Origin of the sequence: Demequina aestuarii (assembly GCF_000975095.1) — a bacterium.
GTDB classification, from domain to species: domain Bacteria; phylum Actinomycetota; class Actinomycetes; order Actinomycetales; family Demequinaceae; genus Demequina; species Demequina aestuarii.
The window spans coordinates 2,013,318-2,035,105 of record NZ_BBRD01000001.1 but is presented as its reverse complement, the minus strand read 5'-3'; the positions used below and the strand labels follow the sequence as shown (position 1 = coordinate 2,035,105).

At 68.1% G+C, this 21,788-nt stretch carries 27 protein-coding genes and 3 tRNA genes; 13 read left to right on the top strand and 17 right to left on the bottom strand.

All coding sequences use genetic code 11. The features are described 5' to 3' along the window. Both rph and rdgB read left to right on the top strand, forming a co-directional pair. Complete coding sequence (rph, locus tag AOP72_RS09540; protein ID WP_062135538.1) at window positions 1-750, top strand: ribonuclease PH; 750 nt, start codon at window positions 1-3, stop codon at window positions 748-750. A 1-nt stretch (window position 751) separates the two neighbouring features. Next, window positions 752-1,372: an RdgB/HAM1 family non-canonical purine NTP pyrophosphatase gene (gene rdgB / locus AOP72_RS09535; RefSeq protein WP_062135535.1), complete on the top strand. Its 621-nt coding sequence runs from the start codon at window positions 752-754 to the stop codon at window positions 1,370-1,372. Window positions 1,373-1,418: 46 nt separating this feature from the next. Here the strand turns inward: rdgB and AOP72_RS09530 are convergent, their stop codons facing one another. Then, on the bottom strand, window positions 1,419-1,961 hold the full coding sequence (locus AOP72_RS09530) for a DUF4916 domain-containing protein (RefSeq protein WP_152650335.1): 543 nt from the start codon (window positions 1,959-1,961) through the stop codon (window positions 1,419-1,421). A 129-nt stretch (window positions 1,962-2,090) separates the two neighbouring features. On the opposite strand from AOP72_RS09530, the gene trxA reads away from it, so the two are divergent. Next, window positions 2,091-2,471, top strand: coding sequence for a thioredoxin (gene trxA / locus AOP72_RS09525; RefSeq protein ID WP_062135530.1), 381 nt, complete (start codon window positions 2,091-2,093; stop codon window positions 2,469-2,471). Window positions 2,472-2,538: 67 nt separating this feature from the next. On the opposite strand, the gene AOP72_RS09520 is transcribed toward trxA, so the two are convergent. The 3 genes from AOP72_RS09520 to bcp form a co-directional block, all read right to left on the bottom strand. Then, window positions 2,539-2,886 (bottom strand): TraR/DksA family transcriptional regulator, encoded by a 348-nt coding sequence (locus tag AOP72_RS09520; RefSeq protein WP_062135527.1) that lies wholly within the window; start codon window positions 2,884-2,886, stop codon window positions 2,539-2,541. Window positions 2,887-3,012: 126 nt separating this feature from the next. Next, window positions 3,013-3,097: transfer RNA gene (locus tag AOP72_RS09515), tRNA-Leu, on the bottom strand. A 55-nt stretch (window positions 3,098-3,152) separates the two neighbouring features. Then, complete coding sequence (bcp, locus tag AOP72_RS09510) at window positions 3,153-3,623, bottom strand: thioredoxin-dependent thiol peroxidase (RefSeq protein ID WP_062135524.1); 471 nt, start codon at window positions 3,621-3,623, stop codon at window positions 3,153-3,155. Window positions 3,624-3,744: 121 nt separating this feature from the next. Between bcp and AOP72_RS09505 the strand changes: the two genes are divergently transcribed. Then, window positions 3,745-3,820: transfer RNA gene (locus AOP72_RS09505), tRNA-Lys, on the top strand. 223 nt (window positions 3,821-4,043) lie between these two features. Here the strand turns inward: AOP72_RS09505 and AOP72_RS09500 are convergent. Beyond that, window positions 4,044-4,379 (bottom strand): hypothetical protein, encoded by a 336-nt coding sequence (locus tag AOP72_RS09500; RefSeq protein WP_062135521.1) that lies wholly within the window; start codon window positions 4,377-4,379, stop codon window positions 4,044-4,046. Window positions 4,380-4,436: 57 nt separating this feature from the next. Further along, on the bottom strand, window positions 4,437-4,961 hold the full coding sequence (locus tag AOP72_RS09495) for a hypothetical protein (protein ID WP_062135516.1): 525 nt from the start codon (window positions 4,959-4,961) through the stop codon (window positions 4,437-4,439). A gap of 558 nt (window positions 4,962-5,519) precedes the next feature. Between AOP72_RS09495 and AOP72_RS09490 the strand changes: the two genes are divergently transcribed. Continuing rightward, window positions 5,520-6,008: a hypothetical protein gene (locus AOP72_RS09490; RefSeq protein WP_193746402.1), complete on the top strand. Its 489-nt coding sequence runs from the start codon at window positions 5,520-5,522 to the stop codon at window positions 6,006-6,008. A 182-nt stretch (window positions 6,009-6,190) separates the two neighbouring features. On the opposite strand, the gene AOP72_RS09485 is transcribed toward AOP72_RS09490, so the two are convergent. The 7 genes from AOP72_RS09485 to AOP72_RS09455 form a co-directional block, all read right to left on the bottom strand. After that, the gene (locus AOP72_RS09485; RefSeq protein WP_062135510.1) at window positions 6,191-6,571 is read right to left on the bottom strand and encodes an SMODS domain-containing nucleotidyltransferase; all 381 of its coding nucleotides are present in this window, start codon (window positions 6,569-6,571) and stop codon (window positions 6,191-6,193) included. After that, window positions 6,568-7,068, bottom strand: a complete 501-nt coding sequence (locus tag AOP72_RS09480; RefSeq protein ID WP_152650332.1) for a patatin-like phospholipase domain-containing protein — start codon at window positions 7,066-7,068, stop codon at window positions 6,568-6,570. Before AOP72_RS09480 ends, AOP72_RS09485 begins: the two co-directional genes overlap by 4 nt. Before the next feature lie 54 nt (window positions 7,069-7,122). Next, window positions 7,123-7,536, bottom strand: coding sequence for a patatin-like phospholipase family protein (locus AOP72_RS09475; RefSeq protein ID WP_062135503.1), 414 nt, complete (start codon window positions 7,534-7,536; stop codon window positions 7,123-7,125). Window positions 7,537-7,729: 193 nt separating this feature from the next. Next, window positions 7,730-8,008 (bottom strand): DUF3892 domain-containing protein, encoded by a 279-nt coding sequence (locus tag AOP72_RS09470; RefSeq protein WP_062135500.1) that lies wholly within the window; start codon window positions 8,006-8,008, stop codon window positions 7,730-7,732. A 309-nt stretch (window positions 8,009-8,317) separates the two neighbouring features. After that, window positions 8,318-9,319: a glycine betaine ABC transporter substrate-binding protein gene (locus AOP72_RS09465; protein WP_062135497.1), complete on the bottom strand. Its 1,002-nt coding sequence runs from the start codon at window positions 9,317-9,319 to the stop codon at window positions 8,318-8,320. Between the two features lie 132 nt (window positions 9,320-9,451). Then, window positions 9,452-10,183: an ABC transporter permease gene (locus AOP72_RS09460; RefSeq protein WP_062135494.1), complete on the bottom strand. Its 732-nt coding sequence runs from the start codon at window positions 10,181-10,183 to the stop codon at window positions 9,452-9,454. Then, entirely contained in the window at window positions 10,180-10,845 is a 666-nt protein-coding gene (locus AOP72_RS09455; RefSeq protein ID WP_062135492.1) for an ABC transporter permease, read from the bottom strand. The genes AOP72_RS09460 and AOP72_RS09455 overlap by 4 nt, the downstream gene beginning before the upstream one ends. A 121-nt stretch (window positions 10,846-10,966) precedes the next feature. Here AOP72_RS09455 and AOP72_RS09450 point away from each other — a divergent pair, with 121 nt between their 5' ends. Beyond that, window positions 10,967-11,719 carry an ABC transporter ATP-binding protein gene (locus AOP72_RS09450; protein WP_084631669.1) on the top strand — a complete coding sequence of 251 codons (753 nt, stop codon included), beginning with the start codon at window positions 10,967-10,969 and terminating at the stop codon, window positions 11,717-11,719. 58 nt (window positions 11,720-11,777) lie between these two features. Here the strand turns inward: AOP72_RS09450 and AOP72_RS09445 are convergent, their stop codons facing one another. The 3 genes from AOP72_RS09445 to orn form a co-directional block, all read right to left on the bottom strand. Next, a complete protein-coding gene (locus AOP72_RS09445) occupies window positions 11,778-12,560 on the bottom strand; it encodes a DUF4126 domain-containing protein (RefSeq protein ID WP_084631667.1) in 783 nt (260 codons plus the stop codon). A gap of 135 nt (window positions 12,561-12,695) precedes the next feature. After that, window positions 12,696-12,768, bottom strand: a tRNA-His gene (locus tag AOP72_RS09440). 103 nt (window positions 12,769-12,871) lie between these two features. Next, window positions 12,872-13,474, bottom strand: a complete 603-nt coding sequence (orn, locus tag AOP72_RS09435) for an oligoribonuclease (protein WP_062135489.1) — start codon at window positions 13,472-13,474, stop codon at window positions 12,872-12,874. Between the two features lie 143 nt (window positions 13,475-13,617). Here orn and AOP72_RS09430 point away from each other — a divergent pair, with 143 nt between their 5' ends. The 6 genes from AOP72_RS09430 to AOP72_RS09405 all read left to right on the top strand — a co-directional run bounded on the left by AOP72_RS09430 (window position 13,618) and on the right by AOP72_RS09405 (window position 19,153). Beyond that, window positions 13,618-13,974 carry a GntR family transcriptional regulator gene (locus tag AOP72_RS09430; RefSeq protein ID WP_062135485.1) on the top strand — a complete coding sequence of 119 codons (357 nt, stop codon included), beginning with the start codon at window positions 13,618-13,620 and terminating at the stop codon, window positions 13,972-13,974. After that, window positions 13,971-14,858 carry an ABC transporter ATP-binding protein gene (locus AOP72_RS09425; RefSeq protein ID WP_062135482.1) on the top strand — a complete coding sequence of 296 codons (888 nt, stop codon included), beginning with the start codon at window positions 13,971-13,973 and terminating at the stop codon, window positions 14,856-14,858. Before AOP72_RS09430 ends, AOP72_RS09425 begins: the two co-directional genes overlap by 4 nt. Then, the gene (locus tag AOP72_RS09420; protein WP_062135479.1) at window positions 14,855-15,619 is read left to right on the top strand and encodes a hypothetical protein; all 765 of its coding nucleotides are present in this window, start codon (window positions 14,855-14,857) and stop codon (window positions 15,617-15,619) included. The genes AOP72_RS09425 and AOP72_RS09420 overlap by 4 nt, the downstream gene beginning before the upstream one ends. Window positions 15,620-15,754: 135 nt before the next feature. Next, window positions 15,755-16,285: a PadR family transcriptional regulator gene (locus AOP72_RS09415; RefSeq protein WP_062135477.1), complete on the top strand. Its 531-nt coding sequence runs from the start codon at window positions 15,755-15,757 to the stop codon at window positions 16,283-16,285. Then, window positions 16,278-16,964, top strand: coding sequence for an ABC transporter ATP-binding protein (locus AOP72_RS09410; RefSeq protein ID WP_062135475.1), 687 nt, complete (start codon window positions 16,278-16,280; stop codon window positions 16,962-16,964). Before AOP72_RS09415 ends, AOP72_RS09410 begins: the two co-directional genes overlap by 8 nt. Continuing rightward, window positions 16,961-19,153, top strand: a complete 2,193-nt coding sequence (locus tag AOP72_RS09405; protein ID WP_062135472.1) for an FtsX-like permease family protein — start codon at window positions 16,961-16,963, stop codon at window positions 19,151-19,153. Before AOP72_RS09410 ends, AOP72_RS09405 begins: the two co-directional genes overlap by 4 nt. A 58-nt stretch (window positions 19,154-19,211) precedes the next feature. Here the strand turns inward: AOP72_RS09405 and AOP72_RS09400 are convergent, their stop codons facing one another. After that, a complete protein-coding gene (locus AOP72_RS09400; RefSeq protein ID WP_062135469.1) occupies window positions 19,212-20,306 on the bottom strand; it encodes an NADH:flavin oxidoreductase/NADH oxidase in 1,095 nt (364 codons plus the stop codon). Between the two features lie 374 nt (window positions 20,307-20,680). On the opposite strand from AOP72_RS09400, the gene AOP72_RS09395 reads away from it, so the two are divergent. Next, complete coding sequence (locus AOP72_RS09395) at window positions 20,681-21,691, top strand: ABC transporter substrate-binding protein (RefSeq protein WP_062135466.1); 1,011 nt, start codon at window positions 20,681-20,683, stop codon at window positions 21,689-21,691. Window positions 21,692-21,788: the final 97 nt, after the last annotated feature.

The following is a 21,788-nucleotide window of genomic DNA, read 5'->3' as shown; positions in this document are numbered from 1 at the left end:
ATGACCTCCCTCACCCGCGCCGATGGGCGCACTCCTGACCAGCTCCGCCCCGTGACCTTCGAGCGCTCGTGGCTCGACTCCGCCGAGGGCTCGTGCCTCGTGACGTTCGGCGGCACGCGCGTGCTCTGCGCCGCGTCGTTCACCCCGGGCGTGCCGCGATGGAAGAAGGGCTCGGGCGAGGGCTGGGTCACCGCCGAGTACGCGATGCTTCCGCGCTCGACCAACACCCGCAACGACCGCGAATCGGTGCGCGGCAAGATCGGCGGCCGCACCCACGAGATCAGCCGGCTCATCGGTCGCTCACTGCGCGCCGTGATCGACGTCAAGGGGTTGGGCGAGAACACCATCGTGCTCGACTGCGACGTGCTGCAGGCAGACGGCGGCACCCGCACCGCGGCGATCACCGGCGCGTACGTCGCGCTGGCCGATGCGATCGCCTGGGGACGCGCCAACGGCGCCATCAAGTCAGGCGCGCAGCCGCTTTCGGGCTCCGTCTCCGCGATCTCGGTAGGCATCATCGACGGCACCCCGATGCTCGACCTCCCCTACGAGGAGGACGTGCGTGCGGAGACGGACATGAACGTGGTGATGACCGGCGACGGCGGCTTCGTGGAGGTGCAGGGCACCGCTGAGGGCAAGACCTTCAGCAAGACCGAACTGGACGAGCTGCTCGCGCTCGCGACCGCCGGCAACGCCGACCTCGCTCGCCTGCAGGCACAGGCGCTGAGTCTTGATGGCGCGGTGAGCTGAGATGGCCGTCCTCGCGATCGCCACACGCAACGCCCACAAGGTGGACGAGATCTGGGCGATCCTCGCGCCGCTGCTGCCGCATGTGCATCGCGAGGACGTCGCCTCGGCGCTCGACCTCGACGCGCCGTCGCCCGTCGAGGACGGCGTCACCTTCGAGGCCAACGCGCTGATCAAGGCGCGCGCCCTGGCGGCATCGACGGGACTGCCGGCGCTCGCGGACGATTCGGGTATCAGCGTCGACGTCTTGGGCGGGGCGCCCGGCGTATTCTCCGCACGCTGGGCGGGGTCTCACGGCGACGACGCCGCGAACCTGACGCTGCTGCTCGACCAGATCGCGGACGTGCCCGACGAGCACAGGGGCGCGTCGTTCATCTGCGCCGCGGCGTTCGTGACCCCCGACGGGCGCGAGTTCGTCGAGGTGGGCCGCATGCAGGGCACCGTGGCACGAGAGCCTCGCGGCGAGGGCGGGTTCGGCTACGACCCCGTGTTCGTGGCAGACGGCCAGCGGGTCACCAACGCGGAACTGTCGCCGGAGCGCAAGAACGAGCTCTCGCACCGGGGCGGAGCCTTCCGATCCATGGCGCCGCACGTGGCCGCCGTCGTGGCCGAGCCTCAGCACTGACGCGCGACCGGCACGTGCATCGGCCGCCTCGGCAGGGGCGGTGTCTCTAGCGCAGGACGCCGCAGTGGGCCAGCGCCCGCCTGAGCAGGCTGTGCTGACCACCAGTCATGTCGCGCGCGACGTCGTCGCTGGCGGCCTCTTCCGGGCTCAGCCACACGATGTCGAGCGCGTTCTGGCTGGGCTCGCACGAACCGTCGACAGCCACCACGAACGCCAGCGCGACCGCGTGCTGGCGGGAGTCGTGAAACGCGCCGTACCCCTCGGTGGGGAAGTACTCGGCCACCGCGAACGGGGTCGGCGAGACAGGAATGCGCGGCATCGCGACGGACCCCAGGTCCTTCTCGAGGTTGCGCAGGAGCGCGTCGCGAACGGTCTCGTGGAACAGCACCCTGCCTGCGACGAGGGCGCGCGAGATCGCGTCGTCGTCGGCACGCAGCAGCAGGCCCACCTCCGTCACCTCGCCGGTGGCGTCGACGCGCACCGGCACGGCATTGATGTACAACAGCGGCAGCTCCCGGCGGACGTGCTGGAGCTCGCGTTCGGACAGCCACCCCGAGGGTTCGGAGGGCATCTCTGCCATGTCAGTCATGAGTCCTTTCTACCGCGCCGGGGTGGCATGGTGCGCACGCGCGCCGAGGCATGGGATTCTGGTCAGGAATACCCCCCGGCGGTGACGCGTTATGGGGGCGTACGGGGAATCGACAGAGGAAGGAACCCCATGGCAACCGTGGAACTGACCACCGAGAACTTCGAGCAGACTGTCACCAAGGACGGCATCGTCCTGGTGGACTTCTGGGCCGAGTGGTGCGGACCCTGCAAGCGCTTCGCGCCGATCTTCGAGCAGTCCTCCGATGACAAGCCCGAGATCACCCACGCGAAGGTCGACACCGAGGACCAGCAGGCGCTGGGTGCTCAGTTCGGCATCACCGCGATCCCCACGCTGATGGCGTTCCGCGACGGCATCATGGTCTACAACCAGGCTGGCGCGCTCGCGGGACCCGACCTGCAGAACCTGGTCAAGGCCGTCGAGGACCTCGACATGGACAAGGTCCGTGCCGACGTCGCCGCTCAGCAGTCGGAAGAGCAGCACTCGCACTGACGTGTACTGAAGAGCCCTGGACCCTGAGGGGTCCGGGGCTCTTTGCGTTCCTCCCGGGCGCGTGCGATCAGGCCGAGCAGGCCACGCATCGCTCCCGCAGCGGCCGTGCCTCGAGCTGCGCGGGTGGGATGGGACGGTGACAGTCCACGCAGATGCCGTACTCGCCTGCGTCCAGGCGCTCCACTGCATCGGCAGCCTGCCGAGACTCGTCACGGGCGGACTCGAGCAGCCCCGCCAGCATCGACCACTGCGAGGAGAGCGTCGCTCCCTCGGGATCGTGCTCGTCGTCGTCGAACTCGCCGCGGCGAGCACGGGTCAGGGCGTCCATCTCCGCTTCGAGCTCCGCCACGCGGGCGCGCACCCGCTCCTGCTGTTCGACCAGCAGGGATCGCTGGTCATCCTTCCGGGGCGCCATGATCTCAGCGTAGGCGGAGCGTCAGCACTCCGCCTGGACGGGGTCCGCCGGGCCGCTGGTCCCTCGTGGGCGCGTGCAGTCCGCGCCCCACGCCACTCTCGTGTGCGTGGGGTCGACGTCCCTGCATGGTGCGCGAGGGGGGACTTGAACCCCCACGTCCGAGGACACTGGAACCTAAATCCAGCGCGTCTGCCAATTCCGCCACTCGCGCGCGGCCACCAGGATACGCGGGCAGCGCGCCCACACCCGATCGCCCAGGGGCGCCGTCAGTCGATTCCGAGGTCCCGGCGCAGCTTCGCGACGTGGCCGGTGGCCTTGACGTTGTACTGCGCGAGCTCCACGGTGCCGTCGGGGCCGATCACCACGGTCGAGCGGATCGAGCCCTCGACCTCCTTGCCGTACAGCTTCTTCATGCCCCACGCGCCGTAGGCGTCCTGCACAGTGCGGTCCGGGTCGGACACGAGCGTGAACGTGAGTCCCTCCTGCTCGCGGAACTCGGCCAGCTTCGCGGGCTCGTCCTTGGACACGCCCACCACCTCGTAGCCTGCGGCCTTGAGGGCGTCGAGCGAGTCGCGGAAGTCGCAGGCCTGCGTGGTGCAGCCGGGCGTCATCGCGGCGGGGTAGAAGTACAGGATGACGCGGCTGCCACGGTGCTCGGAGAGGGTGAACGAACCCTGGTCCGTGGGGGCGGTGAAGTCGGGCGCGGTGTCGCCTGCGGCGAGTCGGTTCTCAGTCATGATGCCAACCTAACGCCGATGCGGGCGTGGGTGATTCCCGCTACGGGTGCGATTTCGCATCCTCCGGCCGGTCCTGCTAATGTTGTCTTTCGCACCGCGCGGCACCATGCCCGCGACGCGAGCACCTCTAGCTCAATTGGCAGAGCAACTGACTCTTAATCAGTGGGTTCCGGGTTCGAGTCCCGGGGGGTGTACCAGCGGCATCTTCTCGATTGCTCTCGCGAGAATTCGCGATTGGGTCGGGAACGTCAGTCTCGAGGCGGTTCGGTCACTCTTGGAGGGTGGCGGTGCTGACTCGAACTGCTTCCGGAGGCGGTTTGCGCCTGGAAGTCGCCGCACACACGTGTGCCGAGGTGGCGGAGCGCATAGCTCCGCCCCCTCGGCGTCTGTTTGTGAAGTTCTCTTGCGGCCGGAGGGCTGCTAAGCGGCTCGTGCCGGTCTACCCGGCGGTTCGGGCTTCTTGGGCTTGCCCGGCTTGTCCTTCGCGGGCCGGCCTGCGATACGGATCGGCAGGTCGTAGGGCTCGCGGCGGTAGTTGGCGAGGGTCGTGGTCGCGGGGCGGCCACCGGGGTTAGGTGCCGGCGCCTCGCGCTCCGCGAACTCCCGCAGGATCGCAAGCACCGCTTGGATGTTGGCGCCGAGTGCCTTGAACACCAGTGCGAGGTTCTGCTTGCCTAGGCCTCGGTAGCGACGGTGGTCGGGCGCGGAGATCGCTGCGGCGGTTGCGTCCTTCAGCACCCGGTTGTAGCCCTCCATCTGGTTGCGCCGAGGGCCGTACGCGTCGTGCCACTCGGGGCTGCGGTACGGGATCTCCTAGGCCCAACGGGCGCCGACAGCGATGGGGATCGTGGTCTTGGACTTGTTGGTGCACACGGCCTGCCGGATCTCGGGGACCTGATCATCGCGGACGCTCTGCCGCTTCTTGGCAGGCCTGCCGCGGCTGCCCGGCTTCTTCGTGGTGCGCGAGGGCTTGGCGCGGTTCTTGAGAGAGCAGTTCATGGCACACCCGGTTCCTTGGGCGGGGCACTCGTAGTTCTCTCCCTCGCCGTTGCTGCTGACCTCGAGGAGTCTCATCTGGTACTTGCTGCGCTGTGCAAGCTGAGCGCGGTACTGGTCCTCAGTGAGCAGACCGGTTTCGTAGTTGGGAGACGGATCAATGGACTGCTGCTCGAGGCACGCGCCGTACCACCTGCCATCGACGAGCAGAGCGCCCTCGTAGTCTGCTTGGATGCCGAGATCGTTCTTCTTGTACATGATGTTGAGGCCGTATCCGAGGGCGCGCACCGGGAGTGCGAAGTTCTCTGGGTCGAGTTGGCTGTAGCCGAGGTCGACGGTCACCAAGCCTTGGGGCAGGTCGTGGGGGGACTGCTGAAGGTTCTGGTGAATCGAGGGGTTAGGCCGCGAAGGCGTCGACTATGGCAAGTGGTGGAATGATCACGGAGAGAAGGTGCTGATCGGCGCCAGAGTAGTTGTTGCTGGGGTGTGCATCGTCGTGTCATTCGGGACGTGTGCGGTCGCCACCGCCGTTGTCGTCGCCGGCACCGCTGTCGATGGCATGGCGAACCGGCACTGGACAGCGCAACGAGCTGCCGGCTACGTAGCGGTGTCCGCCCTAACTCTCGGCGTCGGAGGTGTTGCCATGGGTTCCCTTACATATCGAGGTATGTTGCCGAAGTTGGTGGATGAGGCCAGCAAGTTCGCCACCCAGTGGGGCACTTCCGTGACCCAAGTGGGTCGTCACCAGTATGTGGGTGTGGCGAGCACGACGAATCTGCCAGGCACAATGTTCGCTGGAATGTCTGGAGCGGGGTGACGGGGATGAAACCGGCTAGGCGCAGGCTCGCCCTCATTCGGCCAGCGGATGTATCGCTTGTCGCTTCCGGTCTCATGGCAGTCGTGGGGCTTTTTATCTTCTTCTCGGTCTCGTTGTCGCCTCGCGTGCCGGTGTGGGCCGCAGTCCTGTGGATCCTCCCTGGCATCTTGATCAATGGTCTCGTCAACCAAGGGGCCTGGCTCACCAGAGAGTCGGTGGTATTGGAGACCGTCCTTGGCCGAGCGAAGATCCCGTCGGACGCGATCGACGCCATTCACGTGAACAGAGCGATGACGCAGATCGTTGTCGAGACTGAGGGCGTCTACATCGCGCAGAGCATCGCGGCTCCGGTGAGTTTCAAGGTCCCGAGCAGTAGGCGAGCTCGGATGCAGCACGCGCTGAGGTCGCGCGGCATCCCTTTGCGCTGGCACACCGAGTACTCGACGATGCTCGCGCTGCAACCGCACAAGTCTGCTTCCTTCCGAAAGGGGGCGATCTTCGCCACGCTTCTTCAGCCAGCTGTTTGGATGACTGTCACCGCGGGAGCGCTCACGCTCGTGCTGAGGCCTTGAGCTACGCGCCAGTGGGTGGGACGTAGTGGGCGACGTACCTCTCGGCTGGTTTGCCGCCCAGGACCCGGCAGCGCCGTCGTTCAGGTTCGCGCCGGGTTTAGCGCGGGAGAGTCCGGCTGCGCGCTCCGCCACGGTCGGCGCCAATTCTTGCGGCTCGAACGAGCGGGCCACGTTGACCGCACCTACCGACTCAGGTGCGATCGAACACCCGCAGGGACAGCACCCTTTGGTGGCGCCAAGAAGCCGTCAGCGACGGCCACGGCAGACCCGAACGCCTTGTAGAGCTCGGTGACGTAGTCGGCCGCGACCCAGCCATCGACCTCGTCCAGGTCCAGCAGGACGTCCGCGTCGAGCTCGTCACGGTCGCCGACCGGATTGATGATGGTCCGCTGTGCGTATGAGCCTTGGGGGATGAGTTCGTTGAAGTGCTTCCCGATCGGGTGGTCGACCCTGTCTATGAACCTGCTGACCGCTGCAACGCGGTCCTCAAGCTGGCTCAGGTGGGCAGCTCGCAGGTTCACGACGTCCTTCAGAAATGCGTCGTGCTGCTTGATGAGTTTCACTGGTCGACCTCCCTGTATGGCGTGAAGGGTTCGCGTTCTCCTGTGAGGAAATCGCGGATGATGAGCGGTGCCTCAGCGTGGGCATGTTCGACCGCGAGCGCCTTGAGCGAGTCGATCGCACGTACATCATCGAGCGAATAGCGCCCCGCATCGACTGTCGGGGACACGCGTTGGACATGGTGGCGATCGAGGAGATGCTGGGCCGTTCCCAGCGATGCTGAGGACTGACCCATCATGAACGTGTCCGCGACTCGGCCAGCCCAGTACGCGTACCCGTGGCCTCGCTTGGTGTCGTCCTTGAGGGTTGAAGGCGAATGAGTGCATCCGATCGACAGCAGGCGAGTTGTGTCCGGCGACCAGCCGAGCACTCCGACAGCTTCCACCGCCGCCGGACCCATGGGATTGCTTGCCCACATCCCCCCGTCGATGAGTGGCACCCCAGACTGGCTCGTGTATGTCGGGAAGAACGTCGGTGCCGCCGACGTCGCCATTGCCACGTCAACGACACCTACGTTGTAGTCGGTGAAGAGCCGCTCTAGGTGAGAGGTCTTTTAGATGTGGACTTCGCCGGTGTTGAGGCTCATTGACGGGATCAGCATCCGGGTCAGACTGTGCCCGAGTTTGCGTGCGCCGAACACCTCCTCGAGCGCCGACTTCAGCGGTGCGGGGTCATACTTCGCGCGGGTGATCTGCCGGAGCTTGCCGCGCCGAGGAAAGATCGTCGGCCCGTGCCGCTCATAGATTGACAAGATCTCTGCTGGCGACATGCCTAAGCCAATGCCGAGCGCGACGATCCCACCCGTGGAAGTGCCTGCAATGAGGTCGAACTGGTCGATCACGCGGCTCTTGCTGCACCGCTCGAGCTCTGCCAAGAAGGCAGCGATGAACACGCCCTTGATCCCGCCGCCGTCGAGTGCAAGTACCCGCCGCGCTTGTGGGTTCGCCGTGTCGATCTCATCCACCATTGTCAGGTACTCCTCCCTCAGCGCACGAGCGCCTGCATACTTGGCGCCTCTGACGCACCTCGTAGCGCTCGCAGGCAACCGTATCCTCCGCCACTGACACGCAACCGGGGCTGGTTGGCGAGACGCGAGGCAGCGCCGTCTGGCCTAGTGCGCGGCTTGTTTCGCCGCCCGGCTGGTACCGAGTCTGCGGTTGTCAGAACGTTGGGAGGGACAGGAGGTTATTCGTCCACGCTCCATCGGCGTACGTGCGCAGGTACGCCTCCGCGCCGCTCGGATGCACGGTTCCCACCGAGACGCGGTTCGCGCCTGAGCCCACGTAGGCCACGCCTCGCTCGTCAACCCACTTGACCATGCTGGGCTTGTCGTTGTCGCCGGTGGCGTTGTCCTCGAGGCTCTTCCACCGGTAGCGGATGATGGCGCTCTCAGTGCGGCCGACCTGTCCGAAGCCCACGTGCGTAATCTCAATGGCCATGTTTTCCCCCAGGGCTCTCAAACGTGCGATCCATTCGTGAGTCTGCCACGGTGCTTTTCGCGTGTCACGGCGTTGAGCAGGTGGCAACTCCGCGCCCTTGAACGTCGACGCTGGGCAGCGCTGCTGAACGGAGGCTCGCATGGACCCTGCGGCATCAGCCCGGGGCCATGGAGAGGAACTCGAGGTTCCATGGAAGAGAACCCTCGGAGCCCCCGTATCCGCCCAGGTAGATCCCAACCGCGAAGACACCACCACGCACAGAAGGCCCGGTCCCCTCAGGGGCCGGGCCTTCTATCGTTCAGCGATGTGTCAGCTGGCCGCGAGTGCGCCGTCCGACGAGAACACCAGTCCCACGGCCACCTCACCGGTGGTGATCGCGGTCTTGCTCAGCGGGCCGCCGGCGTCGAGGGCGCGGAACTCCGCCACCTCAAGGCCATACGTGCTCTCGAGGCCCGGCTGGCAGAACGGGCGCTCGGGGCACTCGGGAGGCCCACCCAGCACGATCGGCCCGCACGACTCGGCGAGCTCGGACAGCGTGGTGACGCCGTACGCGTCGACGAATCCCTGCGTCACGGCGAAGGCGTTCTGGTCCTGCGCATCGGCGGCTGCGCCGACGACCAGGCCCTGCTCCTCCGCGAGGGGCTCGAGAGCCGCGACCGTCTCAGCGATGTCCCCGGAGGCGACCACGTTGTCGATGTCGCCGTCGAGGAACTCCGCAAAGGTGGCGGCGTACTCGGGGACGATGTCGATCTCGCCGCTGGTGAGCGCGGGGAGGTACGTCTCGCGATTGCCGATCTCGCGCACCTCGGTCTCGTAGCCGGCGTCGTCGAGGATCTCGGCGTAGATCTCGGCGAGCGTGATGTTCTCGGTGAAGTTGGCCGCGCCGACCGTGATGCTGGAGCCGTCGCCGGTCTCCTCGACGGAGATGCCGGCCTCGTCGACCCAGGCCTCGGCGACCTCTTCGGAGGTCTGGCGGTCGATGTCGACGGCCTTGTTGAGCTCGATCAGGCCCTCGGTGTCGAGCGCGGCGGACACGGCGTCCAGCGCCGCCAGCACATCGTCGGTCGCGACGTCGGCGTTGAGCGCGGGGATGATGTTGTCAGAGTTCTGCAGCATCATGTCGTCCTCGAGCACCACGAGCTGTTCGCCGGGGACCGGGAGACACTCCTGGGCGGTGGCGGGTTCGGAGGTGCCCGTGGTGGGGGCGGCGGAATCGTCAGGGGTGGGGTCGTCACTGCCGCCGGAACTGCAACCGGCGAGAGTCAGGGACGCGACGGCCAGGGCCGCCAAGGTGGCGTTGCGGGTGCGCATGAGAGCTCCTCGTTTAGGTGTCAATCAGGGTCAGCAACCAACGCGACGCCCGGGTTGTTCCCGGCAGCACGTCTCTACCAGGCTAAGCGCACTGGGGCATTGGTGCCAGGATCGCTGCGGCCGATGCTCGGGTCAGGCCCTCGCCGCAGCGGCCTCGCGCAGTGGTGTGGCGGTGGCGGCGTGCTGGATGCGTGACATGACTGCATCGGTCAGAAGCGCCACCGCAGCGACCAGCACCGCCCCGGCGAGCACCTGTCCGTAGCGCTGCGTGGCGAGGCCGGTGTTGATGATCACGCCCATGCCACCGCCGGCGACGAGGGCCGCGAGCGGGACGGTCGCGACGGTCTGCACGGCCGCGGTGCGCAGCCCGGCGGCGATCAGCGGCACGGCGAGCGGGAGCTCGACCCGGGTCGCCACTTGGAATCGGGTCATGCCCTGGCCCAGCGCCGCCTCCCGGATGTCGGGGTCCACGTCTGCCATGCCGGTGAACGCGTTGGACAGGATCGGGGGGAAGGCGAAGATCGCGGCCGCGAGGATCACGGCGTTGTTGCCGAAGCCGATGGCCGATGCGGCGAAGAGCGTGAGCAGCGCGAGCGTGGGGACGGCGCGGCTGACGTTGGAGGTCACGACGGTGACGGCGCCGCCCTTGCGGACGTGACCGAGGAACACGCCCAGGGGAAGAGCGACCACGACGGCCAGAGCGACGGCCGCGAAGCTCATCCAGAGGTGTTCGAGGGTGAGCGCGATGATCGAGTCCTGCGCGAACCTCCAGCCGCCGTCGAACGTCGGAGTGGTGATGCCGTTGGCGCCGGTCCAGTTCTCGGCGGTGGTGAGATAGGTCCAGGCCTCGCTGAGGGTGCTCATGCGGCCGTCCTCCGTCGTGCCCAGGGCATCGCGAGCCGTCCGGCGAGAGCGAGCAGCAGGTCGAGCACCAGCGCGAGCGCGAGGCACAGCAGCGTCGCCGTCATGATCTGCGCGCGGTAGTCGGACTGGAGCCCGCGGAACATGAGCTGGCCCAGGCCGCCGTAGCCCACGACCACGCCGACGGTCACCAGAGCGACCGTGCTGACGGCGGCGATGCGCAGTCCCGCGATGATCGACGGCAGTGCGTTGGGCAGCTCCACCTGCAGGAGCAGACGCATGGGCGTGTAGCCCATGCCGCGCGCCGCGTCCGTCACGTCCCGATCCACGCCCTGCAGGCCCACCACGATGTTGCGCACCAGCACCAGCAGCGCGTATGCGACCAATCCGATCAGCACGGTGGTGCGGCCGATCCCGGTGAACGGCGCGAGCAGGCCGAACAGTGCGAACGACGGGATCGTGTAGAGCACGCCGCTCACGCCCATGATGGGGGAGGACAGGCGTGGAGCGCGGCGGGCGATCACCGCGAGCGGGAACGCGATGGCGAACGCGATGGCGAGCGCCTGAAGGGTCAGCGTGGTGTGGATGACGAGCTGCTCCGACACCTCGCCCCAGTTGCGCTCGAGGTAATCCAGGGAGAGCCACGGATTGTCGGGCGCGTCCATTCCACTGACGCTACAGGGCGCACACGGTCGTGGCGAGCACCGCACCGGCGAATACGCCGAAGGCGCGCACCCGCGTGGCGCGCGCCCCGCTGGCGACGGCCGCGCACGGTAGCGTGACGGGATGGATCACGCTGGCATCACCTTCGATCACGTCCGTAAGGAGTACCCCGACGGCACGGTCGCGGTCGAGGACCTGAGCCTCGACGTCGCGCCAGGGGAGATCATGTGCCTCGTGGGGCCGTCTGGCTGCGGCAAGTCGACCACGCTCCGCATGGTCAACCGTCTGGTCGAGCCCACGTCGGGCACCATCACCGTCGACGGCGCGGACATCATGAGTCAGGACGCGGTGCAGCTGCGGCGATCGATCGGCTACATGATCCAGCACGTGGGGCTGTTCCCTCACCGGACGGTCGCGCAGAACGTCGCCACGGTGCCGAGCCTGCTGCGCTGGGACAAGGACCGCAAGCAGCGTCGCGTCGAGGAGCTGCTGGACCTGGTGGGCCTCCCGCACTCGACGTACGGCGCCCGGTATCCCCACGAACTGTCGGGTGGAGAGCGTCAGCGGGTGGGCGTGGCACGCGCTCTCGCGATCGAGCCGCCCGTGCTGCTGATGGACGAGCCGTTCGGCGCGGTCGACCCGCAGCGGCGCCGCAGCCTGCAGCAGGAGTTCCGAGACCTGCAGCGGCAGCTGGGCCTCACGGTGATGATGGTGACCCACGACATTCGCGAGGCCGTGATCCTCGCGGACCGCATCGCGGTGTTCTCCGAGGGAGGAGCGATCGAGCAGATCGGCACCCCTGACGAGGTCATCACGAGCCCGGCCAACGACTTCGTCGAGGACTTCCTCGCAGACTTCGGCGCGATCGCCGACTAGCCCAGGCCCCGCATCGGGCCGATGCGGGGGCGAGACCGCGCGCAGGCGCGGGCCCGGTCTACGGGGACTGCGGCGTGCGCGGGCTCTGTGACGTCGGGGGAGTGTGCGGCGTCGAGGCGCTGGCGTCCTTGCCCTCGATCCACGCGTGGCGGGCCGAGCGCGACAGCCGTCGCGGCTCGCGCCACTTGGACCGCCACCAGGCGACCATGCCGCCCTCGGCCTCATGAGACTCGCGCTCCAAGCGCTCCTCTGCCTGACGCATCTCCCGGTGACGGCGCCGTCTCCGGCCCGTGGTGACGATGCGGTACACGGCGATGCCCATGACGATGAAGACGAAGACCACCAGCACGGGCACAAAGATCGCCACCAGCACGAGTCCGACGGCGATGGCGTCCTCGGCGAACGAGGCCAGCGGTGCGCCGGTGCCGCCGGTGGTGGCGTTCACGGCGGGGCGGGACGCCGCCTTCGCGACGTGGGTGGCGAGCGCGATCACCGCGCCGACCAGTCCTGCGATCAGCGGGTTGTCCTGCCAGAAGTTCGACTGGTCGACCACGGTCGAGGCGGCGGTGGCGGCGAAGATCACGCCGCCGACCACGGGACGCACGGCGGTCTGGATGAGGTCGTTGACGTGGTCGACACCAGGGATCTTGTCGAGGATCAGCTCCGCGACCAGCAGCGCCAACGAGATGATGATCGCCGGCCAGGACTGCAGCCACTCGAGGTGCGAGGGGAGCTGGATGAACTCGGTGAAGCGGGCGAAGACCCCCACCAGCACGAGCGGGATGAATGCGTTGAGACCAGCGGCCGCAGACAGGCCTGCGCCGGTGAGCGCTGCGAGCATCCATTCCTCCGATCCGCGCGCCGATGCGGCGCGGGTAGGTGACCGCTCAACGATAGCCCGTCGCGGTGGGTGAGGCGGGCCCGCCCGGCAAATGCAGAAGGGCCGCCCCTCGCGGGACGGCCCTTCTGGCTGACGGGTGGCTAACGGGACTTGAACCCGCGACCCCCTCGACCACAACGAGGTGCTCTACCACCTGAGCTATAGCCACCATCGGCCCACCAAAGTGAGCCAGCGAAGATCATACCTTGCCACAGTGCTCCCGGTCGACGCAGCGCCCTGAGTCGACGCAGTGCCGTCAGTCGACGCGTGGGCTACTCCTGGGGTGCCACTCGTGCGGCAGCGGCCTTCGCGGCATCGGAGTCGGGGCCCGGCATCGGGACCAGCACGGTCTCGCGGTAGTACCGCAGTTCGCGGATCGAGTCCTGGATGTCCCCGAGCGCCCGGTGTCCGCCCGTCTTGGGCGGAGAGTTGAAGAACACACGCGGGTACCAGCGGCGCACCAGCTCCTTGATGGAGCTGACGTCCACCACCCGGTAGTGAAGGTGGGCCATCAGTTCGGGCATGTCGCGCTCCAGGAACTGGCGATCCATGCCGACGGTGTTGCCGGCGAGCGGTGCCTTGCCCTTGGCGGGCACGTGCGCTCGCACGTACTCGAGCACCATGCGCTGCGCCTCGGCCATGGTGGTGCCGCCGGCGAGTTCGGGGAGGAGTCCCGACTCGACGTGCATGGTGCGCACGAAGTCGTTCATCTGCGCGAGCGACTCGTCGGAGGGCTTGATCACCACCTGAACGCCATCGCCGAGCACATTGAGTTCAGCGTCGGTGACCAGGCAGGCGACCTCGACGAGCGCATCGGCCGTCGTGTCGAGCCCGGTCATCTCGCAGTCGATCCAGACGAGGGGGGAGTCAGCCATGGCGACCACTCTACGACCCGGGTGCGACGGCCCAGGCGAAGGGGACGATGCGCGGGCGGAGTTGACGAATCCGGCGATGCATGGTTGGTTAGTTGGTGAAGTAACTAACCAACGAACATGGCGACGAGCGGAGGGCGACAACGGTGGATGACGGACGGCCGATCTTCCTGCAGATCGCGGACGGCCTCGAGGGCCAGATCCTCGACGGCTCGATGCCGGAGGAGTCGCAGGTGCCATCGATCAACGAGCTGGCGCAGTTCCACCGCATCAACCCGGCCACGGCGCTCAAGGGCGTCAACCTGCTGGTGGATGCCGGGATTCTGTACAAGCGCCGTGGCATCGGGATGTTCGTGGCGGAGGGGGCGCGTGCACGCCTCCTCGCGGACCGGCGGGCGGAGTTCGCGGAGCTGCACGTGCGCCCCGTGGCGGAGCGAGCGAAGGGGCTGGGAATGAGTGTGAAGGACCTGCAGGACATGATCGGAAAGGAGATGGGGCGATGACAGCCATCGTTGAGGTGGAGGGTGTGAGCAAGAGGTTCGGGAAGGTGCGCGCCGTCGACGACGCGACGTTCTCGCTCGAGGGGGGCGGAATCCATGGGCTGCTGGGCCGCAATGGCGCCGGCAAGACCACCATGATGCAGCTGCTCACTGGTCAGGAGTTCGCGACCTCGGGGCACGTGCGCATCTTTGGGGAGACCCCGGTCGAGAACGCACCCGCGCTGCGCCGGGTGTGCTTCATCAAGGAGTCCCAGGTGTACCCGGACGCGTTCAAGGGCAAGCACGTGCTGCGTGCCGCGCCGTGGTTCTTCGACCGTTGGGATGCGGCATTCGCGGAGCGTCTCGTCCGCATCTTCGACGCGCCGCTGGACCGCCCGATGAAGAAGATGTCGCGTGGCCAGCGCAGCGCCATCGGGGTGATCGTCGGGCTCGCCTCGCGTGCCGAGCTGACGTTCCTGGACGAGCCCTATGCCGGACTCGACGCGGTGGCGCGGCAGCGCTTCTACGATCTGCTGCTCGAGGACTACACCTCGCACCCGCGCACCGTCGTCCTCTCCACGCACCTCATCGACGAGGCGGCCAACCTGCTCCAGCGCGTGCTGGTCATCGACGACGGCAGGATCGTGATCGACGCGGACGCGGATGAACTGCGGGCGACAGCGACCACGCTCGTGGGCCGAGCGCCTGACGTCGAGGCGTTCGCGGTGGGTCGCGAGGTGCTCGACCGCACCAACCTGGGCGGAATCGCCTCGGTCACCGTCGCGGGGCTGAGCGACGACGACCGCCGCGCCGCCGCATCGGCGGGGCTCGAGGCGAGCCCGGTGTCATTGCAGGGCCTGGTGGTCAGTCGCACCGGCCGTGCCGACCGTGAGGAGCAGAACGCATGAGCGCCACCGACATCTCCCCTTCGCGAGCCGACGGCGCCGCGGGCCGTGCCTGGAGCGTGGTCCGCATGCATGTCGCCAACCCCGTACCCACCCTCGTGTTCCCGTGGGTCATCACGCTCGCGATCTTCGGGATCAACGTCGCGATCTGGTCCATGGTGGTCAGCGCCGCCGGAGGGGTGGAGAACCTCGAGGCGGACGCCTTCCAGTACAACGGCGGCATCTCGTGGATCGTGGTCTTCATGATGATCACCGCTGTCCAGGCGATGAACCAGGCGTTTCGCTTCGCCCTGGGCTTCTCCGTGACCCGACATGACTTCTTCATCGGCTCCGCGTCCTACTTCGTGCTGCTGTCGCTGGTGTACTCCGCCGGCCTGACGGTGATTGCCGGGGTCGAGCGAGCGACGGACGGATGGGGCCTACGCGCCGCGTTCTTCGCGCCATGGGGACTGGTCGACCAGCCGCTGGGCACGGTGGGCCTGGTGTACCTTGCGGCGCTGCTGCTCGCCTTCTTCCTGGGAGCCGCCGTCGCCTCCGTGTGGGTGCGCTGGAAGACGTACGGCCTCTACTCCTTCTTCCTGGGCGTGGCCGTGGTCGTCGTCGGCGGTCTGTGGGTGGTGACGACCACGAACTCGTGGGCGGACCTTTGGAGCTTCCTCACGTCCACGTCGCCGGCCGCGCTCGCCGGCTGGACGGCGCCGGTCACGGTGCTGTGCGGCGTCATCGGATACCTCTTCATGCGCCGAGCGACACCGCGCGCCTGACCGACCTGCCACGAGGGCCGATGCGCTTCCCCGACCGGGGGAAGCGCATCGGCCCTGTCGCGGTGGAGGCCGGGGGAGATATCGGGGTGATCCCCGATAGACACTCAGGGTATACACCGTGTTTATAGTTACCCCATGGACAGATCACTCGCCCTCCTGGGGCTGATGAGCGCCGGCCCCACCCACGGGTACGACCTCAAGAGCCGCTATGACGCGATCTTTGGTGCTGCCCGCACCATCGCGTACGGACAGATCTACGCGACCCTGTCGCGCATGATCCGAGACGGCCTGATCGAGCAGATCGGTCAGGAGCCGGGCTCGGGCCCCGATCGCAAGCGCTATGCCGTGACCGACGCGGGCCGCACGAGGCTCGCCTCCTGGCTGCGCGAGCCCGACACCCCGTCGCCCACGCTGCAATCGAACCTGTTCGCCAAGACGATCCTTGCTCTGGTCCTCGACGACGATGCCGATGCGCTGCTCGACATCCAGCGTCACGCGCACCTGGCGCGCATGCGCGAGCTCACGACCGCCAAGGCGGGGGCACCCCTGCTCGACCGCCTCGCCATCGACTACGCCCTCTTTCAGATCGAGGCCGACCTGCGCTGGATCGACCTGACCAGCGCCCGCCTGACCGACATGCGAAAGGAGGTCCGCCGCCATGGCTGACCCCATCATCACCGCCACGGGACTCACCAAGTCCTTCGGACCCACTCAGGCCCTGCGTGGCATCGACCTGTCCGTCGAACGCGGCGAAGTGCTCGCCGTCATGGGGCCGTCAGGCTCAGGGAAGTCCACGCTGGTGCACTGTCTCGCAGGCGTGATCTCGCCCGATTCGGGCAGCGTCGTGCTGGATGGCACGGACCTCACGGCCCTGAGCCCGGATCAGCGCGCAAAGGTGCGGCTGCAGCGCATCGGCTTCGTCTTCCAGTTCGGGCAGCTGCTCCCGGACCTCACGGCCACGGACAACGTCGCCCTGCCGCTGCTGATGGCGGGGCGCTCCCGGCGCGCGGCCAACACCCAGGCGATCGCCTGGCTCGACCGCCTCGGGCTGGGCGACCACGCCGACAAGTCTCCCGGGTCGATGTCGGGCGGGCAGGCGCAGCGGGTGGCGATCGCTCGGGCCCTTGTGACCCGTCCCGCCGTCCTGTTCGCCGACGAGCCCACCGGTTCGCTCGACTCGGTCAGTTCGGAGAGCGTCCTGGGGGCGATGCTGGAGGTGGTGCGCGAGGCGGGCACCACTGTCGTGCTGATCACTCACGACGCCCGCACCGCCGCCTACGCGGACCGCGAGGTCATCGTGCGGGACGGTCTGCTGTCGGGCGCGTACGCCCCGGTGCCCGCGTGAAGCCCGGTGCCGCCCGCATCCTCGTGCTTCACGGGGGCGCGGCCTACCGCAGGCTGGCGGGGATCGTCGCGGGCGTCTCTCTCGGTGTCGGGTTGCTGCTCATCCTCCTGGGTGCGTTCCTGCACATGCCGGACCGAGACGCCAGATCCGCGTGGGTCGATCCTCAGGGCGCCTGGCTCGAGGCCACCGAGGACGGCGAGGTCATCGTCCCGGCGGCGACCTCGACGGTCATGCTTGCGCAGTCGTCCCAGGACTATTTCGATGGCTCGATCATCTCCGTGATGCGGATGGCGACGGCCCCGGACACAGACGTGACGCTGCCGAGCGGGCTCGCGCCGCCCGCTCCGGGCCAGTACTACGCGTCCGCCGCCATGATTGATGTCATCGATGCAGCGCCGGCCGATCAGCTCGGGCAGCGCTACGGAGAACGCCTCGGAGAACTCCCCGCAGAGATGCTCAAGGGCCCGAGCCAGCGAGCCGTCCTGGTGGGGGCGGGGTGGGATGCCGTCGCCAACCGCGCCGGCGCAGTGATGCTCGAAGGCTTCCCGTCGGAGACCCGCTACAGCGCATCCACCACCTTTCAGGTGATCCTCGCGATCGGCGCCATTGCGATCCTGGTGCCGATCGTCCTGCTGATCTCGATCGTGGGGCAGCTCGGAGCCGCCGAGAGGCGCGACAGGTTCGCAACAGTGCGGCTGATCGGCGCGGGGCGGCGTGCGGTCGCGTGGCTGTCCGCGTGGGAGATGGCTGCTGCGTCCGCGGTGGGCGCGGTGCTGGGCGTCGGCGTCGCGGCGGCACTGACGCCGCTCGCGACTCGGCTCACGCTCAACGGCGCCACCACCTACGCCGCCGATCTCACCCCGTCGCTCGCCTGGACCGCAGCGATGGTGGTAGGCGTGACCGCTCTGGGTGCCGCCACCGCGTGGTGGCGTGCCTTCAACGATGACGTGGGCGCGCCGGGAGCGACACGGGAACGCGCGGAGAAGAGGGTCACGGCGTGGCGTGCGCTGACCCTCGGGCTCGGCGTCGTGCTCATGGTGGGTTCCGCCTGGATGGCGAGAAGCGGCATCGGTCCGGTGGTCCTCGTGTCCTATGGCCTCATCCTGGGATTCGCGCTGATCGCCTTCGGCATCGTCATCGCAGGCCCGTGGCTGACTCGCGTCGCGAGTTCGGCACTGCGCCGGTTCGCCTCTCGCGCCTCCGCCGTCGTCGCCGCAGGGAGGCTCGAACGGCACCCGCGGTCGACTTTCCGTTCGGTGGCGGGCCTCGTGGTCGCGGTGTTCATCGTGAGCGCTTTCGCGGGATCTGCCAGCGCGATTCAGGGCCTGATCGAGCCGAAGGACCGGCCCGGCCTTCTCGATCCGCATGCAGTGGCGGCCTCGGCCGGACCCGGCGTCGACGCGGAGGCCGCACGGGCCATCGTGGGCGACATCGAGGGGGTCGAGCACGTGGCCATCGGGTACTGGCCGGAGGAAGACGAGGCGAGCGGAGCGCTGATGTCCCGCGCGGACGCCCGAGCCATCGGCGCCACCGACCTGCCTTCCTCGGAAGGAGCGATCATCGACGTGTTCGGCATGCTCGCGGACAACGGTGAGGGGAGCGGCATCTCGATCGAACCGCCTCGAGAGACCTCGACTGCCGTGCGAGGCGACGTCTCGTACGTGATTGCGGTCACCGACGGCACGACGGCGTCGATCGAACGCACCCGTACGGCGCTGTTCGGCGTGGCCAACCCGGATCTCGCGCCGCTCACCCGAGCGGATTACGCCAACGCGGGCACGGCGGAGGTCACGAATGAGCTGGCCATCATGGCGTACCTCGGCATGGCCATCGCGATTGGCATCTCCGCACTCTCGCTCGCGGTCGCCACGGCAGCCGCAGCGCTGGACCGCAAGCGCACGTTCGGTCTGCTGCGTCTGGCCGGGATGCCGGTGCGTCAGCTGCGTTCGACGGTCTCGATCGAGGCGACGGTGCCGCTCGCGGCCACGCTGCTCGCCTCCGCCGGGCTCGGCTTCGGCGTCGCGTGGCTGATGATCGAGGTGCTCGGCAATGGGCTGAGCGTGGACTGGCCTGACCCGCGGTATTGGTGGGCGATCGCGGCGGCGCTTGCGATCGCGGCGGCGTCCGTCACGGCCTCGTTCGGCGCGGTGCGCCGCTCGACGGAACTCGAGTCGACGCGCTTCGAGTAGGGCCGCCACGCGACTGCCCGGCGGTAGCCATCACCGCCGGGCAGTCGCGTGGGGTGGCTCAGGCGGGACGGTCCGCGAAGGTGCCGCGCTCGTATTGGGTGGGCCAGTAGTCCACGGTGACGCCGAGCTCGTGTGCCGCACGCAGGGCGAAGTGCGGATCGCGGAGGAACTCGCGCCCCGCCATCACCGCATCGGCCTGGCCGGTGGCAACGACGTGTGCGGCCAGTTCTGGGTCAGTCACGAGCCCCACGGCGCTCGTCGGCACGCTCGCTCGCTCGCGCACCTCGGCAGCGAAGGGCACCTGGTAGCCCGGCCCGACCGTGATGCGCGCGTCGGGGACGTTGCCGCCGGACGAGACGTCGATGAGGTCCGCGCCCGCCTCGCGCAGCCAGCCCGACAGGGCCACGGTGTCCTCGAGGGTCCAGCCCTCAGGCTCCATCCAGTCCGTCGCGGACAATCGCACGAACACCGGCACGTTCTCACCAGCGACGCGCCTGACTTCCTTCATCGACTCAAGAACGATGCGGGCGCGATTCTCGAGCGAGCCGCCGTACTCGTCCGTGCGGTCGTTGCTGAGGGGCGACAGGAACTCGTGCAGGAGGTAGCCGTGAGCGGCGTGCAGCTCGAGGACGTCAAAACCCGCGTCGAGCGCGAGGCGAGCAGAGGTGCCGAAGGCGGCGACCGCATCGGCGATCTGGGCGTGGGACATGGCCGCGGGTTCCGCGAGACCCGCGAAGGGCAGGTCGGACGGGCCTAGGGGCTCCCAGCCGCCCTCGGCGGGCGTGACCGCGCCGCGGCCCTCCTGGCCGCGATGGGTGGAGGCCTTGCGGCCCGCGTGGGCGAGCTGGATGCCTGCGGCTGCGCCCTGAGAGTGGATGAAGGACACGATCCGTGCCCACGCGTCGCGCTGCTCGTCGTTCCACAGGCCGGTGTCCCACGGAGTGATGCGGCCCTCGGGGAGCACCGCGGTCGCCTCTGCGACGACCAGTCCGGCGCCTCCGCGCGCCATGCCGCCCAGGTGGACGAGGTGCCAGTCGGTCGGCACGCCGTCCCGCTCCTCGACCGAGTACTGGCACATGGGAGCGACCCACAGTCGGTTGCGGAAGGTGGTGCCGCGCAGCGTGAGCGGCGAGAACAGAGACGGGGCTGTCATGGATGGCCTTTCGTGTGGAGCAGACGTCGGCACAACGCGCACCGAGCGTCGCGGATTCCGAGAGCGCGCCGCCTGCACCGCGCGTGCGGCGCAGATCGCCCATGCGGCCGCGGGTGACGCCATGCCTCGAGCGATCGCGGTGCGGGAATGTGAGGGCTCCCAAGTGAACCTTCACATGATGCAAGCGCTGTCGGTGCCGAAACGCGCGCTTCGTGCGGAGACGGGTCGATCTTCGTTACTCAATCGTGACCGCGGTGCGGTTGCGGGGACCCCAAATGTGAGCGCTAATATTCAGACACCGGCCGCAACGCGGCACGGAGGGAAACCACCCCCACCCGGCAACGCAGCCGGACCAGAACGAGGAGGTTCTTGGTATGAGGAAAAGGTTCTTGTCCACCATTGCACTTGCAGGAGCGGCGGCGCTGACCATCGCGGGATGCTCGAGCGACGGAGACGGCGACACGCCAGACGACGCAGCCACCGGCGGTACCGGAGGCGGCGAGACCACTGAGACCATCACCGTCGGCTTCGCGCAGACCGGTGCCGAGTCCGGATGGCGTTCGGCCAACACGGAGTCCATGCAGAGCGCGTTCTCGGAGGAGAACGGCTTCGATCTCGTCTTCAACGCGGCCGACAACGACCCGGCGGCCCAGATCTCCGCCGTGCGCAACTTCATCAACCAGGGCGTCGACGCGATCGTCATCGCCCCGGTGGTCGAAGACGGCTGGGACGACGTGCTCAAGGAAGCTCAGGACGCCGGAATCCCGGTGATCCTCGAGGACCGCACGGTCACGGCGCCGGAGGACCTGTATGCCGCATGGGTCGGCCTCGACTTCAAGGCCGAGGGAGTGAAGGCCGGCGAGTGGGCCGTCCAGGAGTTCGGCGACGAGCCCACCAACATGGTGGTGCTGGAGGGCACGACGGGCTCGGCTCCGGCCAACGACCGTGCGGAGGGCTTCAACGAGGCCATCGCTGGCTCGGCCATCGAGACTCTCGACTCGCAGACCGGTGACTTCACCCGTGATGGCGGCAAGTCCGTCATGGAGGGCTACATCGCCAACTACGGCATCGACGCCATCGACCTGGTCTACGCACACAACGATGACATGGGTCTCGGTGCGATCGAGGCGATCGAGGCGGCGGGCGGAAAGCCCGGCGAGGACATCAAGATCGTCACCATCGATGCCGTCAAGGACGGCATGCAGGCCCTGGTCGACGGCAAGATCAACTTCATCGTCGAGTGCAACCCGCTGCTGGGTGAGAAGGCTGCCGAGCTCGTCAAGGCTGTCCTGAACGGCGAAGAGGTCGAGAAGGTTCAGTTCGTGGAGGACCAGTCCTTCACTCAGGAGCAGGCCGCCGAGGTCATCGACTCCCGTCCGTACTGATCCCAGGAATCCGTCCGACGGCCCTGGTCGTCTGACAGCATGATCCTGTGAACCCCGTCGGGGGGCCGGCGCGAGCCGGTCCCCCGACGGGTCCACC

Bases quoted from the DNA above. Each gene is read 5' to 3' on its own strand.
- rph (WP_062135538.1), top strand. From the start codon at position 1: ATGACCTCCCTCACCCGCGCCGATGGGCGCACTCCTGACCAGCTCCGC.
- rdgB (WP_062135535.1), top strand. From the start codon at position 752: ATGGCCGTCCTCGCGATCGCCACACGCAACGCCCACAAGGTGGACGAG.
- AOP72_RS09530 (WP_152650335.1), bottom strand. From the start codon at position 1,961: ATGACTGACATGGCAGAGATGCCCTCCGAACCCTCGGGGTGGCTGTCC.
- trxA (WP_062135530.1), top strand. From the start codon at position 2,091: ATGGCAACCGTGGAACTGACCACCGAGAACTTCGAGCAGACTGTCACC.
- AOP72_RS09520 (WP_062135527.1), bottom strand. From the start codon at position 2,886: ATGGCGCCCCGGAAGGATGACCAGCGATCCCTGCTGGTCGAACAGCAG.
- bcp (WP_062135524.1), bottom strand. From the start codon at position 3,623: ATGACTGAGAACCGACTCGCCGCAGGCGACACCGCGCCCGACTTCACC.
- AOP72_RS09500 (WP_062135521.1), bottom strand. From the start codon at position 4,379: ATGGAGGGCTACAACCGGGTGCTGAAGGACGCAACCGCCGCAGCGATC.
- AOP72_RS09475 (WP_062135503.1), bottom strand. From the start codon at position 7,536: ATGGTGGATGAGATCGACACGGCGAACCCACAAGCGCGGCGGGTACTT.
- AOP72_RS09470 (WP_062135500.1), bottom strand. From the start codon at position 8,008: ATGGCCATTGAGATTACGCACGTGGGCTTCGGACAGGTCGGCCGCACT.
- AOP72_RS09465 (WP_062135497.1), bottom strand. From the start codon at position 9,319: ATGCGCACCCGCAACGCCACCTTGGCGGCCCTGGCCGTCGCGTCCCTG.
- AOP72_RS09460 (WP_062135494.1), bottom strand. From the start codon at position 10,183: ATGAGCACCCTCAGCGAGGCCTGGACCTATCTCACCACCGCCGAGAAC.
- AOP72_RS09455 (WP_062135492.1), bottom strand. From the start codon at position 10,845: ATGGACGCGCCCGACAATCCGTGGCTCTCCCTGGATTACCTCGAGCGC.
- AOP72_RS09450 (WP_084631669.1), top strand. From the start codon at position 10,967: ATGGATCACGCTGGCATCACCTTCGATCACGTCCGTAAGGAGTACCCC.
- AOP72_RS09445 (WP_084631667.1), bottom strand. From the start codon at position 12,560: ATGCTCGCAGCGCTCACCGGCGCAGGCCTGTCTGCGGCCGCTGGTCTC.
- orn (WP_062135489.1), bottom strand. From the start codon at position 13,474: ATGGCTGACTCCCCCCTCGTCTGGATCGACTGCGAGATGACCGGGCTC.
- AOP72_RS09425 (WP_062135482.1), top strand. From the start codon at position 13,971: ATGACAGCCATCGTTGAGGTGGAGGGTGTGAGCAAGAGGTTCGGGAAG.
- AOP72_RS09420 (WP_062135479.1), top strand. From the start codon at position 14,855: ATGAGCGCCACCGACATCTCCCCTTCGCGAGCCGACGGCGCCGCGGGC.
- AOP72_RS09415 (WP_062135477.1), top strand. From the start codon at position 15,755: ATGGACAGATCACTCGCCCTCCTGGGGCTGATGAGCGCCGGCCCCACC.
- AOP72_RS09410 (WP_062135475.1), top strand. From the start codon at position 16,278: ATGGCTGACCCCATCATCACCGCCACGGGACTCACCAAGTCCTTCGGA.
- AOP72_RS09400 (WP_062135469.1), bottom strand. From the start codon at position 20,306: ATGACAGCCCCGTCTCTGTTCTCGCCGCTCACGCTGCGCGGCACCACC.
- AOP72_RS09395 (WP_062135466.1), top strand. From the start codon at position 20,681: ATGAGGAAAAGGTTCTTGTCCACCATTGCACTTGCAGGAGCGGCGGCG.